The following is a 14610-nucleotide window of genomic DNA, read 5'->3' as shown; positions in this document are numbered from 1 at the left end:
TGGGCTATCCACAAACATAGTGGATTTGAAGTGAGGTGGCGGCGTCAGCGACCTGGATTCTGTCCAGGCGCCTCAAACCCAATGCCACAGAGTGCAAACCCTATTTACTGATTGGAGAGCTGCAAACGCTTTAGCCCAAACCGCTTTGACAGCATCCGGTCCCGCAGCCAGCGGGGCAGCCAGCGGGCGATCCACGGCAGCAGCCGGCTTTTGTTACCGATTCTGAGCAGGCTGGCGGGACGCTTACGCAACAGCTCGGCGGCGAGGGACTTGGCCAGGTCGCGGGCGAGGGTGGCATTCTGCTGGGACTCCATGGCGCGGGCGCGCACATGATCTTCGCTGCGCTTGTACCAGGAGTCCGGAGCCAACAGCCCACGCAGGGAGGTTTCCGCATGGCGCCCGAACTCGGAGGCGATGGCCCCCGGCTGCACGGTAACGACACGGATGCCAAACGGCTTCAGCTCAAGGCGCAGCACATCGGACAGGGTGTGAAGTGCGGACTTGGAAGCGCAGTAAGCCCCGGAAAACGGGGTGGGCAGAACGCCGGAGACGGAGCCAATATTGCAGATGACGCCATGGCGACGGGATTTGAGCAGTGGCGCACAGGCCCGAGCCAGGGCCATGGGCGCGAACACGTTGGTGCGGAACTGGGCTTCGAGGGTGCGGGTATCCAGCTCCAGCAACGGCCCCATCTGACCGTAACCGGCGTTGTTCACCAGGATATCCAGGCGGCCGTAGGCGGTTTTGATGGCGTGCACCACGCGGTTGATATCCGCCTGGTTGTTCACGTCGAGGGATTCGGTGGCAATGCCGAGGTCGGCCAGTTCCTGCAGGCTTTCCGCACGGCGTGCGGTCGCGATGACGATGGTGCCGCGGGCATGCAGGGCAAGCGCCAGTTCGCGGCCAATACCGCTGGAGCAGCCGGTGATCAGCGCCACCCGGTCCGGTACCACGTAGCCGCGTCCGATCTGGGCCAGGCTTTCGGCGGCGAAGCCCTGGTCGGAGGGGCGGAATCGGTTGGCGGGGGGCTTGCTCACGTTTACTGCTCCAATACTGCGCTCGGTCTCAGTCGGACGGTTCCTGGGTCGATGTAGACGTCAGTGTAAAGTGCGGGTTCTGGATGAGTCCAAACACATTGCCGAACGGGTCGAGGAAACTGGCCATCAATATGCCTTCGCCGACGTCGACAATTTCACCATGCTGGCGCGCGCCAAGGCCATTCATCCGGTCTACCTGGGCGGCAATATCGGCAACCCCCCAGTAGGCAACGACGCCATCGGCACGGCTGATCACGTTGCGCGCGTTGGGGTCCAGCCCCAACTCAAAGCCGCCGACGTTGAAGCCGACATAGCATTCGGCTTCAAAGTAGGGTTCCACTTCCAGCAAGGTGGTATACCACGCTTTGGCTTCTTCCAGATTACTGACGCCGTAGATGACGCTCTGCACCCCTGAAAACTGACTCATCTCAGACCTCCTGTTGGAGATTTGTTTCCGGCGTTTGGATGCAGTTCACTACACTTGTCGCCGGCTTATTCTTGTTTGTTTTTTGAACGACTCTGTTTGTCGACTGCTGACAGTGATCAGTCGAGCTCCTGCTCGAGCTGTTCGAGCAGGTCGAGGGGTTCGATTTCTTCCCCTTCCATTTCGGCATTCCAGTTGATGCCTACGAGCAGAACATCTTCATGCATGCCTTCGAGCCAGTCGTCCATAAACTCTTCGAGGTCGACCGGTACCACTTGGTAGCCGGCCCAGTCGTCAACGATATGGGCTTCGGCAAATTCCCGCTGGGACCAGAAGGGCATCACCTCGGTATCCGCGCGCCGCTCTGATTCGCACAGGGCGAAGCCTTCTTCCCCTTCCAGCGCCCACACACACCCCTGCTCTACCGCTTCTGGCAGAAAGCGGGCGCAGTTTTCCTCAAAGTCGTCTCCGAGAGGTTCCAATTCCATACCGGCTTGCCTTAAAAATGATTTGGGGAGTTTACGCCAGATTGGGCGGGATAAGTAGAAACTTGCGCTGGGATGTAGCGAGTCCACGTTTTGGGGACCGCCAGATCAACTTTCGTGGTGTTTGGGCACCGGGTGAACGTTTTCGAAACCGCTGTGAATACATCCCTGTACGCTGCGTCGGCGACGTCCCTGTCGCCGACGCTTTCGAAAACGTTCACCCGGCCCCCAAACTTCTCATCAGAATTTGTACTTCGAAATAAGCAGCGAAGTACAAGTGGCAATACCCAGTGCTCCAGCGCCACATAACTAAAATCGGAGCGCCCAGACCACGAACCTTACAGCATCAACCGATGCCCATTTTCCTTAAGCCATCGACGCAATTGCTTGTAATCAGGGCAAAGGCTCGCAACCAGCGCCCAAAATTCGCGACTGTGATTGTGGTGCTGAAGATGGCAGACCTCGTGAATTACCAGGTAATCCACTACAGGCTCGGGGGCCAGGCATACCAACCAGTTGTATTGCAGCTCTCCACGGATGGTGCAGTGCCCCCACTTACTGCGGGTGCGGCGGACTTTTACCGAAGAAAATTTAAGCCCCAGCAGACTGGCGAAATAGTGGGATTTTTCCGTGAGGAGTTGCAGGGCTTCGCGCTGGTAGAGTTTCTGTAGCGCAACCTGAATCTGTGCCTCATCCGGTTCGCGCACACGGCTGTAAAGCTGGATATAACCGTCGCGAATGCCCGCATCGACCGCGCAGGCGGCGCGGTCCAGCTCGAGGGTTTTGCCGAGCCACGGGAAACGTGCACCAAACGCAAAATGATGCTCCGGGACCTGCGCCTTGCGCTGCTCCACACCGCGCAACTGCTCGCGCACCCAGTGGATATTTTCACGCAGAAACTGATGGCCGTGTCGCTCGGCGCAGCGCTGGGGAATCCGCACTTCTGCGCCCTTTTCCGTGACCACCAGGCCCAGCCGCTTGCGGCGCGGCGAGCGGGCAAGGCGGTAGGAAATTTCCTCAAAGGTAAACAGGTCCCCGGTCACGGCAAATACAGAGTCACATCAGATTTAAGTTGAAGGTACCGGCACCACCGCCATGGTGATGCGGGAAATACAATTGAGCTTGCCGCGGGGATCTTGGATACGGATTTCCCAGACCTGGCTGCTGCGGCCAATATGTACGGCGGTTGCCCTGGCAGTCACAGTGCCGTCAGGTACCGGACGCAGGTGGTTGGCATTGATCTCCTGACCCACACAGTAAAACTTGCTGGTGTCCACCACCATATTTGCGGCCATGGAACCCAGTGTTTCCGCCAACGCTACACTGGCGCCGCCGTGCAGGATACCGAAGGGCTGGCGGGTACGATCATCCACAGGCATGGTGCCGACGATAAAATCGTCTCCGATTTCAGTGATTTGCATACCCAGGTAGGTGGGCATACAGTCCCCCAATCCCTGATTGACTTCGTCTACGGTGGGATTGCTGTGCCAGATTGCCATAGGGCTTACCTCAAGTTATTCACAGGTTCAGTCTGCGAATATCAATAAAACAGCAGCGGGTTGAAAGCACCAAAACCACCAAAGCGCATCATCTCAGCTTCCAGGTGGCGCATTTCCCGCAGCAAGCTGCGCCGCTGGCTGCGCAATGCACGCAGCTCTTCCTTGCTTTCCGCATCGTCCATAGCGCGCTCTATCCGATACACCTCGCGCTCCGCATCTTCATAGCGATTGGCCAGGGCCGCGTACTGCTGTTCAGCCTGGTAAACCGCGAGGCCGCGCTCGTAATTGGCGATGAAAAGATCCGCGGTGGGTCCGGTGCAGACACCTTCATAGTCGCGTCCACGGCGTCCGACTACAAAGCCGTTCTCGGGCGTACAGTACTGTTCAACCCCCTCTTCATGACCGCGCATCCAGGCAGTGGTATCGGTGCGCACGCCGTATTCGTGGCACTTCTGCGCTATCTCGTACACGGTCGCCTGGCTGCGGCCGCGGGCACCATCTTCGATCCCCCGCTCATACCAGAGGCCCGCCTGGCATTCGTTTTCGGAAATCACCGCGCAGCCGCTGGTTAGGGCCAGGGCTGTGGGGATTGATAGAAGTGCGAGTATTTTCCAGGGTTGCATAACCGGCCTGTGATTCAGAGTGACGAACTTGCTGTGAAGGCGAAGCGCCGGGTACGGGTTTTCAGGAGCGTCGCAAACAGGATGTTTGCGCCGCAGCGCCCAGGGACGGGTTCACAGCGGTCCTGAAAACCCGTACCCGGTGCTTTGCCGCCGTAGAAGTTCAGAGCTCCCATTGAAGCGACCCAAGGGTGAACCGACACTGAATCAACCGAAACGCTTGTCGGCTACAAACGGGTTGGTCTGGCGTTCCTGACCAAAAGTGGACATGGGGCCGTGGCCCGGGATGAATTTTACTTCGTCGCCGAGGGGCCAGAGTTTTTTGGTGATGGAGTCGATAAGGTCCTGGTGGTTGCTCATGGGGAAGTCGGTGCGGCCGATGGAGCCGGCGAACAGGACGTCGCCCACCAGGGCCAAATTGCTTTCCCGGTGGAAGAAGATGACGTGGCCTGGAGTGTGGCCGGGGCAGTGGACGACTTCGAGTACTTCGTCGGCAACGGTGACGGTGTCGCCGTCTTTGAGCCAGCGGTCAGGGGTGAAGGTTTCCACCGGTGGGAAGCCGTACATCTGGGCCTGGACTTCGATTTTTTCGATCCAGAACTGGTCGGCCTGCTGGGGGCCTTCGACGGGAAGGCTCAGGTTGGTGGCGAGGGGTTTGGTGCCGCCGACGTGGTCGAGGTGGCCGTGGGTGAGGAGGATTTTCTCCAGTTTGAGGCCACGCTCTTCCACGGCGGCGAGGATGCGATCAACGTCGCCACCCGGGTCGACTACGGCTGCGCGTTTGCTCTGGTCACACCACAGGAGGGTGCAGTTTTGCTGAAAGGGCGTGACGGGGACCGAGTGAAATTGCAGAGCCATGGGAGTACCTGTGTTGTCTTCGGTGCCGAGTATAACGCTCGTGGACTTATCCGGCTAAGGTGGTCCGGGGTACTTCGTAGCTCGTTAAGTGGCGGTGCCGCTAGCGGGTAAGGGTCTGTGAGACACGCGGTGAACCCATCCCTGGGGCTCTGCACCGCCATCCATGGCGGTGACAAAACGCAGTTTTGGACGCCGAAGGCGCCCGCAGGGTGAGCGAAGAGAATCAACGTCTCACAGACCCTTACCCGCTATCGCCACCTTCTATTCGGGCCTCAGAGTGCTAAATTGCCGCCGCCGTAGCCCGTTGCATGGGACTCGGCCTGCGCGCAGAGGATTTTTTCAGCACCTCTTTCACATCCTCGATCAGATTCTTCTGCACCAGCTCACTCTGCCAGTAGCCATCGTGGGAAACCAGCTGCGGGCCCCAGCTGGCGGCGGTCCAGTCTGCCAGCGGGCGGGTCTCGTAGTCGCGGTAAACGGCCTGGTTGTAGGAGGGGCTGAGGGGCTTGAGAGGCCAGCCGAAGAGGTCGTCGGGGTGATAGAAGTTCTTCCAGCGGAAGTTGTAGCCACGGGTGTCAGAGGTGACGGCCTGAATCTGGTCGCGGGCCATGGCGGCAGTCCAGAGGGGGTTGCTGGCGCCGAGGGTATACCAGTGAGTGAGGGTTTTGCCGCGCAAGAAGAGGTCTTTGGCGGAGGCTTTGTGGACGCCTTTGGGTCCGCCGTCGCGCCAGATGCCGTGGCTGATGGTGGCGCGCTGGGCATCCCACAGATAGTTCGAGAGGATGCTGCAGCCGATGGAGTGGCTGAGAAGTATGACCGGCGCGTTGTCGCTGGTCGCTTTGGCGGCGCGCTCGAAGGTCTGGTAGATGGCCTGCTGGGTTTTGTCGTAGTTGCCGCCGCGCTGGTGGATGTCGCTGAGCTGGGCGGCGGCTTCGGCGAGGCCATAGAGCATGAATTTGCGCGCCCGCAGGTAGTCCATGTCGCGCTTTTGCATGGCGTCAAAAACGCGCTCGAGGTTGGGCTGCAGGTGCCCCTGGCAGAGGATGCTTTCGGTGTGAACCCGTGACCAGTCATCCCCCAGGGCGGATTTGAGGGCCCGAAACAGGGGGTCCGCAAAGTCTTCGTTCACGGCACCCATCCCCGGTGCCGCGAGGATTACCAGATCGGCCATTGTTCGCTCCCCGACGTATTGAACTCGATATTCTACTGAGTGTTGTTTTTAGACTTATCTTGGATGCGAATACCTCGCCGGGGTTTGCCCGCGCATCGGCTTTCTGTGGATTCTGTGGCGTTCGTCCTGTAACGAACCGTGACACAGGTACCACAATCTGGGAAAAGTAACACTGGTTGATTGTGATGGGAAGAAATGCGCCAGAAAAGAAGGAATTCGCGCCATTCTTCCGGTGAAGTCGGGAAAAGACACAGAAACTTTCAGTTTTTTTCGCGCCGCGAGGAACTCGAGCGCCACAGCCCCATCAAAGTAACCAGATCCCCTAGATCACTATTGATTGAACGCGTGGTGATCGAACTCTCTCATCGTATCTCTGCTTGAAGCCGGCCTTGCGCCGGCTTTTTCTTTTGCGGCGCCCGTGGCTACCTAAACCGTCTCGGGTGCGGCGGCGCGACAATACTGGTTGATGAACTGCTGGTGGCCGGGCAGTCGATCCACCGCGGCGCGGATATTCCCCCGCAGGCTCTGCAGTGCCTGACGCAGTTGCGCCTCGGTCATCAGGCGGCCCATGGGGTGGTAGGCCTGCGGTCGCAGGTGCTGACCAAGCATCACCTGCACCCAACTGTCGGAGCGGAACAGCTCATCCGCGGTGCGATGCACCTGCGCGCTCTCACGGAACAACGCCATACGCTCCGCCAGCGAGTCGGGTACCGGCATGTGCCTGCAGTAGCGCCAGAATTCGCTGTCTTCCCGCTCTGTGGCCTTATAGTGCAACACGACAAAGTCCCGCACCTTCTCCAGCTCGTCGCGAGACAGCGCGTTGAAGCGATTGCGCAGGCCGGGGGTGACCCCATCGAGGGGAAACAGCTGCATCAGGCGGGTAATACCGATCATGATCAGGTGGATACTGGTACTCTCCAGTGGTTCCACAAAACCACTGGACAGGCCGAGGGCGATGCAGTTCTTTTCCCAGGCGTTGCGACGGCGCCCGGCGCGATAGCGAATCAGACGCGGGTCAAACAGAGGGGCGCCCTCAATTTCCGATAGAAACTGCGCGCGCGCCGCATCGTCCGACTGATAATCACTGCAAAATACCATACCGTTGCCCATGCGCGACTGCAGTGGGATCTGCCAGCGCCAGCCGGCACTGCGCGCGATCGCACGGGTATTCGGGCGAGCCTCACCAACCAGTTCCGACTGCACGGCAAAGGCGCTGTCGGTGGGCAGCCAGTGGTTCCAGTCTTCAAACCCACACCCCAGCGTTTCCCCCATCAACAGAGCACGGAAGCCGGTGCAGTCGATAAACAGATCCCCCTGCACCACAGCACCACTCTCCAGCACAAGAGACTCTATATAACCGCTTTCACTGTTGGTGGTCACTCGCCGAATCTTGCCTTCCGTGCGCTTCACCCCTCGCTCTCCCTCGCGCGCCTCACAGCGTCGGCGCAAATACCGAGCGTAGCGGGTAGCGTCGAGATGGTAGGCGTAATTGAGAACCGGCTTGTCTGAGGTGCCGAATTTCCGCGCATTGAGCGCCTGGGTTTCCAGACAGTATTCGCCAATATCACCACCAAACCCAAGGCTTTGCGCGTGCAACCAGAATTGGTGGAATTCGCCCATCCAGTTGGCTTTACCCAGCTGTCCGAATCCGTGCACATAACGATCGCCCTCGCGCCCCCAGTTTTCAAACTCGATGCCCAGTTTGAATGTGGCCTGGGTTTCACGCATGAACTCTGCTTCATCGATTCCCAGCAGCGCGTGGAAAGAGCAGATGGTCGGAATCGTCGACTCCCCTACGCCGACGGTGCCGATCGCATCGGACTCCACCAGTTCAATATCCACCAGTGCGCCCAGCTGTCTGGAGAGCGCGGCGGCAGCCAGCCAGCCAGCGGTGCCGCCACCGGCGATGACGACCTTTTTAATTCGATGATTGTTCATGTTTCTCCACCATTGCGTCGTTCACCGATTGAGTTTCTGCAGCAGTTTTGCGCGCAGACGCCGCGCGGTCATATTGTCCAATGCCGCCAGCGGCCCTTGCGCTGCTTGCGGCAGGTGGGCGCGCGGGACTTCGGCATCACCAAACAGGTAGTAATCGAACAGTGCTCTCCACGCCTGCTTTTCTGCTTCGGGTCTGTCCCGCAGGCTGAGCATGCCATGCAGCAGGGTGTTCATGGGCGTATCCATAAACGCAGGAGTCTGGTTCCACCAGTAGTTCACCATCACGTTGAAGTCGGCCCTCGCCTCCACCTGATGCCACCACAAAGCGGGATAAAACAGCACATCTCCCGGTGACAGATCCGCGACCAGCGCGCTCTCCATTGCTGCACGAAAATTCGGATGACGGGCAAAGTCGGGGCTCTGGAAATCCACCATACTCACCACCTGCCCACCCGGAGTCGGTTCCAGTGGCCCGGGGTAAAGATTGGCAACCTGCTCCGGCGGAAACAGAATAAACCGCCGCTCTCCCACCAGTGAGCAGGCGATATTCAACGAGGTATCGAAATGGGCCCGCGCCACGGTGCGATTACCGAGCCAGATACTCGCAAGCGGGGAGAAGTGTGTGAGCGCGTCACACTGCGGAAGCAAGTCGTTGGCTTGCCGGAAACCCGGCAGGCAGGCGTCGATAGTTGTGGAACCGATATACAGAGAGGGCGCTCCCTCCTGGGAAAGCGTCTTTTCGACCTGCTGCAGAAAATCGTTCAGCACAACCCGCTGTGCGGAAAAGTTGAGACCTGTCAACGAATCGTTGTAGCCGAATTGCCCTTCGATTTCCGGCGGGCCGATGTAAGCGACCAGTGGTGAACCATTGTAAAACTGCAGCAGATATTCCATGGCTGCCTGGGGCGACTCCAGCCCCGCTGCGACCAGCGGCCAGTGCCGGGAAAAACCGCGGATCACAACCGGCGCATCCCCCTCAACCAGTGCATCCAGCGGCAGTACATCGAGGGACGCCCCCTCAATATCTTTTACGCGTTTTTCAAACATCGCTATTTAGCTCCCCGGCCTATACCCGAATCAGATTGCGTTAGTATCGGCGCTATGCTGCGCGCGCCAATACCCGCTTTTTCTTCTCTATCAGGCGGGAGATATTATTGAGCGAAGCGACCACAAGAAATGCGTACTTCAGAAAACCGGCGCGGTGTAACGACGCCAGTTCGGAAGGGTTCAGTGCGGCGAGGCGCTCCTCATTGATTGTGCTGAAGTGCTCGATGGTGTACTGCTCGCTCTCACTGAGTTTGAGCTCGAGCTTCACCGGCGCGATCAAATCACAGGCGGCAAACGCCTCAAACATGTGCCGGTTTTCCGACGCACCTCGATGAATCAGCTGCAGAATCCCACTGATCCGTTCCAGGTAAGGCGTGTTCCCGCCATGGGGCAAAAACACCGGCTCTCCCTGCTGCCGGCTAATCCGTGGGCTACTCATATCCACGTGAATCATCGGTTCGCCGCCGCTTTGCAGACCGATCAGAAAGGGCCCCCGCGCGCGTACCGCCGGTACATAATCCGCCTGCCAGCCCGAGTTATCCAGGTACAGATTTTCATCGCGGTCCAGCCCCAACAGCGCCACCGACTGGTACTCGCCACTGGCGCTATCGCGAAAAAACAGGATTGGGTATTCACGCTGAAGGTGCTGGTACTCCGAAGGAAAAACCAGAACCTGATTGACGCCATCCCCGTAAGCTGCGGAATACTCCGTTATGACTTTCAGATCGTGATGCTGGACGTTATCCAGTAGTACAGATTGGGTCATCTCTCTCACCGTATTTTTTTTATTTTGTCTTTTTTTACAACGCAGAAAGGGACCACTGCAAATGCAGCGGTCCCTTTATCCTTTACTAAGCACTTACACTAAGCACTTGCACTTCGCGCTTGAGCTAAATATTTCTGCTGAAACCAGCGCCCAGTGGATCGGACACCGGGAGCATCAGAATTTGTACTGAGCGCCAATCAGGTACCGCGCATCCAACTCCTGCGCGAACCAGACGTTGCTCTTGTCACGGCCGAAGTGTGTCAGGCTTTCCTCGGTCAGGTTCAGGCCCTCAAACAGTACAGTCAGGTTATCGGTGACCTCGTAACTGATATTCATATCCAGCTGACCGAATTCATCCACATATACCGGGTTGTTTGAGGCACCGCGGTTGACCTGCGAAAGGAACTCATCGCGCCAGTTGTACGCCAGTCGCGCCGACACGCCGAAGTTCTCATAGATAAACGCCAGGTTGGCACTGTCACTGAGACCGAGTAGCGCGAACTGCGTCGCGGTCGGGTCGGCGCCATTATCGAAGCCCACGTCCCCACGTACAGTGGTCAGGTTGGCCTGCAGACCAAACCCGCTTTCCCCGAAAAAGTGCTGCGCCGCCAGCTCAAAGCCATGAATCTTCGCTTCGCGGTTGTTGACCTTGGAGGTCACATCGAACTCGAAGAACGGATCGTCAGCATTCGCGACTACATCGTAGTCGGTCAGGATTTGATCCACGTAGCCCTGCGGCAGGTTGCCATCCACGAGCTCCGCCTCAAACATGGACTTGGCATCGGCGATACTGAAATTATCAATCAGCGCAGTCATGGTGAACAAGTGCGCCTCACTGGCATCCACTCCCAGCTCCTCCAACGCCTCCAGGGCGTCGCCAGAGCGAGTGCCCGGCGCACCGGAACTGGGATCGCGCAGGCCGAAAAGAGGCTCGCGGAACTTGCCGTCACCAATGAAATTGGCCACGCGTTTCTCATAGAAGCCCGCCGATACATAACTGCTATCGCCGTAGTACCACTCCACCGAAAGGTCGAAGTTGTCCGACTCCAGGGGCAGCAGTTCCGGGTTACCACGGGAACCGACAGGCACCACACCTAAAGCGGTGGGCCCGGAGGGCTTCTCAGCAGACACAGACGAGAACAGTGCCGCGTAGTCGGGGCGAGCGATGGTCTTGCTGTAGGACACGCGGCCCTTCAGGTCTTCGCGCAGATCGATGGAGAAATCGAGGCTTGGCAACAGGTTGTTGTACTTGCCATCCAGGCTCACCGGCAATACCTCATCCGACAGCTTGCGTTCAAAGTCGTTGTCCGCTTTCCAGAGCATGCCAGACGGTACGTACACCAGTGAAGTGGAATTGGTATCCGTCTGCTCAAAGCGGGTACCGATGACCAGCTGTGTCGGGAAGCTGCCTAGCTCCCCATCCAACGTAAACTGGAAATAGGCAGACTGAATATCTTCTTCAACCGTGTTGAAAAGCTGCGTGTCAATATTGTCAGCAGTCCAGGGCTCGACCATTGCCGAGTAGAGTTCACCCGCATGGCCACGATAGACGGTAAGACCGTCGCTGCCCGGATTGAAATCTTCGAACATGCAGGTCATGCAGAAGGCTTCCACCAGATCGGCGGGCACATCCGGAGTGCGGTTACCCCAACCACCCAACGTTTGCGTAGTGCGCATATTTTGCTGGGTCATTTCCGAGGTAATACTGCTCAGGCCAAAATCGATGCGCCCATTTTCCAGCTCCCAGCTGCCGTCAATGGCGAACTGATCGATCTGATGCTCCTGACTGGCGGTGGTGGTACGCACTACGGAAGATGCGAGCTCATTGGCATCCAGCTGGCCATTGCCATTGTAGTGATCGTCATTGAATACGATGTCGGACACCGGGAAGCCGCTGCTCACATCCAGGGTATGGCCATCCACGACAAAAGCGCCAATGCCAAAGCGAATGGAGCTGGTACCCATGGGACCATTGGGGTTCGACTTGGACTGTGAGGTGTGGGCGTCAAAACTGAAACTCAGGGTATCCGTGGCATCCCAATCGGCGTTGAAGCCAAAAGACTCGAGAGTGTTTTCGGTAGAACGCAGTTGTTGCTCAAGTCCCAGGTCTTTTACGTCACCCGGCACGTCCTGATATTGATAGATGGGGGTCGCCACGGTGGAGTTGCCGTCAAAGGTCATCTCACTGCGAATGGCATTAAACCAGTTTCCCTGGTCCACGCGCTGCTCGGTCTGCTCGTTGTTTGCGTACATGGCGTCCGCAGTCAGGGTGAGATCTTCCCGCGGACGGAACTGCATGGTGAGCTGGGCGTTGGTGCGCTGACGTTCGTTGGTGGAGACGTGGTAACGGCTGTCCTTCGGAATAGCCACCAACTGATCATCGTCAGGGGCATTATTGATAACGGTATCGTTGCCGACAAATTCGCTGGAACCATCGTTGATGGTAGCACCGGTGCGGATGTCCCAATCGTTGACCGTGGAACTGCGGGTGCCACCGTTGCGCTCCTGATAAGAGCCAAACAGTGCCACACCGAAAGTTTCTTCTTCATTTGTCCAACTGAACAGCCCGGAGGTTTCCGGCGTAATATCCTCACCCTCGAAGTTCACCCCGGTGTCGTGCATCCCCTTCACCCCCAGAGATGCCTGAATACCAGGATTTTCCAGTGGGCGAACGGTATTGATGTTCACAGTGGCGCCGATGCCACCGGTGGGGGCTGACGCGCGACCGGTTTTGTACACTTCCAGCCCTGCAACACCTTCGGATGCCAGATTCGAAAAGTCGAAAGAACGCCCGGTACCGGCATTACTGTTTTCTTCTACTGATTGATCGCCACCCACCATGGACACATTGGAGGTGGGCATCTGGCGACCATTCAGAGTCACCAGGTTAAAACTGGGGCCAAAGCCGCGCACGGTAATCTCCGAACCCTCACCATTGACGCGGTTGATGGACACACCGGTAATCCGCTGCAGGGACTCTGCCAGGTTGGTATCGGGAAATTTGCCGATGTCTTCGGCGGAAATGGCATCAACAACGCCGGCGGAATCGCGCTTGATATCCATGGCACGCTCCATGGAGGCGCGAATGCCGGTAACGGTGACCTCTTCCAGGGTGGTGTTGTCCTGGGCAAACAGCTGAGGCGCACAGGCCATGGAGGCAATTGCCGCCACTACTGCACCGGACAATTTCTTGCGTTCGAACATTTGGGTTTCCCTCTTCGCAATGTGCCGCCGCTGCCTTTCCCGAGTAAACCTGCGGAAAGAATCTGGCAGCAATCTTTGGTTATTGTTTGAATATCGACAGTCGTCAGCGCTACGGATGTAGGGCAGGATAGGGGCGCGCTCATGCGTCTTATCCCCACGCATACGAGTAGAAAGCGCGGCCCTATCTACACCAAAGGACGGCCCAGCGGAGACGATAGTCCCCCCCTGTACGTTGAAAAGTAGGAATAACCACAGCAAAACAACCACAACCGGTGCGCAGCCAGCCGCGCTGCGCACCGGGACCAACCAAGGAACCGCAGTCATGTCCAAGATCCTGTCTGCCCGGGTGATTCTCTCGAGCCCCGGACGCAACTTCACAACCCTAAAAATCGAGACCGAAGACGGTATTTATGGGGTCGGCGACGCCACGGTGAACGGGCGCGAGCTGGCCGTGGTGGCTTATCTGGAAGAGCATGTCATCCCCTGCCTGATTGGACGCGACGCCCATCAGATTGAAGATATCTGGCAGTACCTTTACAAGGGCGCCTACTGGCGCCGCGGCCCCATCACCATGTGTGCGATTGCTGCAGTGGATATGGCGCTGTGGGATATCAAGGCGAAGATCGCCGGGCTGCCACTGTACCAATTGCTCGGTGGTGCCTGCCGGCGCGGCAATCTGGTCTACGCACACGCGAATGGGGAAGATATTGAGGAAACCCTGAGCGAAGCAGAAAAATATATCGCCATGGGCTATCGCGCCGTGCGCCTTCAGTGTGGCGTTCCCGGACTCAAGTCCACCTACGGGGTGACCAGCGACAAAGCACGCTACGAGCCGGCAGGTACCGGACTCCCGGCAGAAAATATCTGGTCAACGGAAAAATATCTGCGCGCGGTGCCGCAACTGTTCGCCGCGGCGCGCGAGACGCTGGGTTGGGATATTCACCTGCTGCACGATACCCACCATCGCCTGACACCGATCCAGGCTGCACGCCTTGCCAAAGACCTGGAACCCTATCGATTGTTCTGGCTGGAAGATGCGGTGCCCGCGGAAAATCAGGAAAACTTCCGCCTGATTCGCCAGCACAGTACCACCCCACTGGCGGTAGGTGAGGTATTCAACACTATCTGGGACTGCAAGCAGCTGATCGAAGAGCAGCTGATCGACTATATCCGCACCGCGGCGGTACACGCCGGCGGTATTACCCAATTGCGCAAAATTGCCAACTTTGCGGCCCTGTACAATGTGCGCACCGGCTGTCACGGCGCAACGGATCTGTCCCCGGTCACCATGGCCGCCGCACTGCACTTTGGCCTGTCAGTTTCCAACTTCGGTATTCAGGAGTTTATGCACCATACCGAAGAGACCAACCGGGTATTCCCCCACAGCTATGTGTTCGAGGATGGCTACCTGCATCCCGGCGAAAAGCCCGGGCTGGGTGTAGATATCGACGAGGATCTGGCTCGCAGTTTCCCCTATCAGCGCGCCTACCTGCCGATCAACCGCCTGGAAGATGGCACCATGCATGACTGGTAAGTTTCTTTCGCCATAAAAAAAAGCCAA

The 14610-nt window shown here is 58.0% G+C and carries 13 protein-coding genes; 1 reads left to right on the top strand and 12 read right to left on the bottom strand.

The window, feature by feature from the left end; all coding sequences use genetic code 11:
• Positions 1-104: 104 nt before the first annotated feature.
• The 12 genes from AAFH99_RS05290 to AAFH99_RS05235 all read right to left on the bottom strand — a co-directional run bounded on the left by AAFH99_RS05290 (position 105) and on the right by AAFH99_RS05235 (position 13049).
• The gene (locus AAFH99_RS05290; protein WP_406828876.1) at positions 105-1037 is read right to left on the bottom strand and encodes an SDR family oxidoreductase; all 933 of its coding nucleotides are present in this window, start codon (positions 1035-1037) and stop codon (positions 105-107) included.
• Between the two features lie 28 nt (positions 1038-1065).
• Entirely contained in the window at positions 1066-1464 is a 399-nt protein-coding gene (locus AAFH99_RS05285; RefSeq protein ID WP_043320734.1) for a VOC family protein, read from the bottom strand.
• A gap of 116 nt (positions 1465-1580) precedes the next feature.
• On the bottom strand, positions 1581-1949 hold the full coding sequence (locus AAFH99_RS05280) for a DUF2750 domain-containing protein (RefSeq protein WP_406828875.1): 369 nt from the start codon (positions 1947-1949) through the stop codon (positions 1581-1583).
• Positions 1950-2284: 335 nt separating this feature from the next.
• Positions 2285-2989 carry a M48 family metallopeptidase gene (locus tag AAFH99_RS05275; protein ID WP_043320732.1) on the bottom strand — a complete coding sequence of 235 codons (705 nt, stop codon included), beginning with the start codon at positions 2987-2989 and terminating at the stop codon, positions 2285-2287.
• Between the two features lie 24 nt (positions 2990-3013).
• Entirely contained in the window at positions 3014-3445 is a 432-nt protein-coding gene (locus AAFH99_RS05270) for a hotdog fold thioesterase (protein WP_043320731.1), read from the bottom strand.
• A gap of 41 nt (positions 3446-3486) precedes the next feature.
• The gene (locus AAFH99_RS05265) at positions 3487-4068 is read right to left on the bottom strand and encodes a DUF2799 domain-containing protein (RefSeq protein ID WP_406828874.1); all 582 of its coding nucleotides are present in this window, start codon (positions 4066-4068) and stop codon (positions 3487-3489) included.
• A gap of 204 nt (positions 4069-4272) precedes the next feature.
• Positions 4273-4923: an MBL fold metallo-hydrolase gene (locus AAFH99_RS05260; protein ID WP_043320729.1), complete on the bottom strand. Its 651-nt coding sequence runs from the start codon at positions 4921-4923 to the stop codon at positions 4273-4275.
• A gap of 280 nt (positions 4924-5203) precedes the next feature.
• Positions 5204-6094 (bottom strand): hypothetical protein, encoded by an 891-nt coding sequence (locus AAFH99_RS05255; RefSeq protein ID WP_043320728.1) that lies wholly within the window; start codon positions 6092-6094, stop codon positions 5204-5206.
• A gap of 426 nt (positions 6095-6520) precedes the next feature.
• A complete protein-coding gene (locus AAFH99_RS05250) occupies positions 6521-8032 on the bottom strand; it encodes a tryptophan halogenase family protein (protein ID WP_406828873.1) in 1512 nt (503 codons plus the stop codon).
• A gap of 21 nt (positions 8033-8053) precedes the next feature.
• Positions 8054-9079, bottom strand: a complete 1026-nt coding sequence (locus AAFH99_RS05245) for a cupin-like domain-containing protein (RefSeq protein ID WP_043320726.1) — start codon at positions 9077-9079, stop codon at positions 8054-8056.
• Positions 9080-9131: 52 nt separating this feature from the next.
• Complete coding sequence (locus tag AAFH99_RS05240; RefSeq protein WP_043320725.1) at positions 9132-9845, bottom strand: SapC family protein; 714 nt, start codon at positions 9843-9845, stop codon at positions 9132-9134.
• A 174-nt stretch (positions 9846-10019) separates the two neighbouring features.
• Positions 10020-13049, bottom strand: coding sequence for a TonB-dependent receptor (locus AAFH99_RS05235; protein WP_406828872.1), 3030 nt, complete (start codon positions 13047-13049; stop codon positions 10020-10022).
• A 322-nt stretch (positions 13050-13371) separates the two neighbouring features.
• Here AAFH99_RS05235 and manD point away from each other — a divergent pair, with 322 nt between their 5' ends.
• Positions 13372-14583, top strand: coding sequence for a D-mannonate dehydratase ManD (gene manD / locus AAFH99_RS05230; RefSeq protein ID WP_043320723.1), 1212 nt, complete (start codon positions 13372-13374; stop codon positions 14581-14583).
• Positions 14584-14610 lie beyond the last annotated feature (27 nt).

Source organism: Microbulbifer sp. ARAS458-1, assembly GCF_045348205.1.
In the GTDB taxonomy this organism is placed as follows: domain Bacteria; phylum Pseudomonadota; class Gammaproteobacteria; order Pseudomonadales; family Cellvibrionaceae; genus Microbulbifer.
Note: the sequence above shows the minus strand (reverse complement) of the source record. Positions and strands in the feature narration are given on the sequence as shown.

Excerpts from the sequence above, each read along its gene's own strand:
- AAFH99_RS05250 (WP_406828873.1), bottom strand. The coding sequence starts at position 8,032 with ATGAACAATCATCGAATTAAAAAGGTCGTCATCGCCGGTGGCGGCACC.
- AAFH99_RS05255 (WP_043320728.1), bottom strand. The coding sequence starts at position 6,094 with ATGGCCGATCTGGTAATCCTCGCGGCACCGGGGATGGGTGCCGTGAAC.
- AAFH99_RS05260 (WP_043320729.1), bottom strand. The coding sequence starts at position 4,923 with ATGGCTCTGCAATTTCACTCGGTCCCCGTCACGCCCTTTCAGCAAAAC.
- AAFH99_RS05240 (WP_043320725.1), bottom strand. The coding sequence starts at position 9,845 with ATGACCCAATCTGTACTACTGGATAACGTCCAGCATCACGATCTGAAA.
- AAFH99_RS05265 (WP_406828874.1), bottom strand. The coding sequence starts at position 4,068 with ATGCAACCCTGGAAAATACTCGCACTTCTATCAATCCCCACAGCCCTG.
- AAFH99_RS05245 (WP_043320726.1), bottom strand. The coding sequence starts at position 9,079 with ATGTTTGAAAAACGCGTAAAAGATATTGAGGGGGCGTCCCTCGATGTA.
- AAFH99_RS05280 (WP_406828875.1), bottom strand. The coding sequence starts at position 1,949 with ATGGAATTGGAACCTCTCGGAGACGACTTTGAGGAAAACTGCGCCCGC.
- AAFH99_RS05270 (WP_043320731.1), bottom strand. The coding sequence starts at position 3,445 with ATGGCAATCTGGCACAGCAATCCCACCGTAGACGAAGTCAATCAGGGA.
- AAFH99_RS05285 (WP_043320734.1), bottom strand. The coding sequence starts at position 1,464 with ATGAGTCAGTTTTCAGGGGTGCAGAGCGTCATCTACGGCGTCAGTAAT.
- manD (WP_043320723.1), top strand. The coding sequence starts at position 13,372 with ATGTCCAAGATCCTGTCTGCCCGGGTGATTCTCTCGAGCCCCGGACGC.
- AAFH99_RS05235 (WP_406828872.1), bottom strand. The coding sequence starts at position 13,049 with ATGTTCGAACGCAAGAAATTGTCCGGTGCAGTAGTGGCGGCAATTGCC.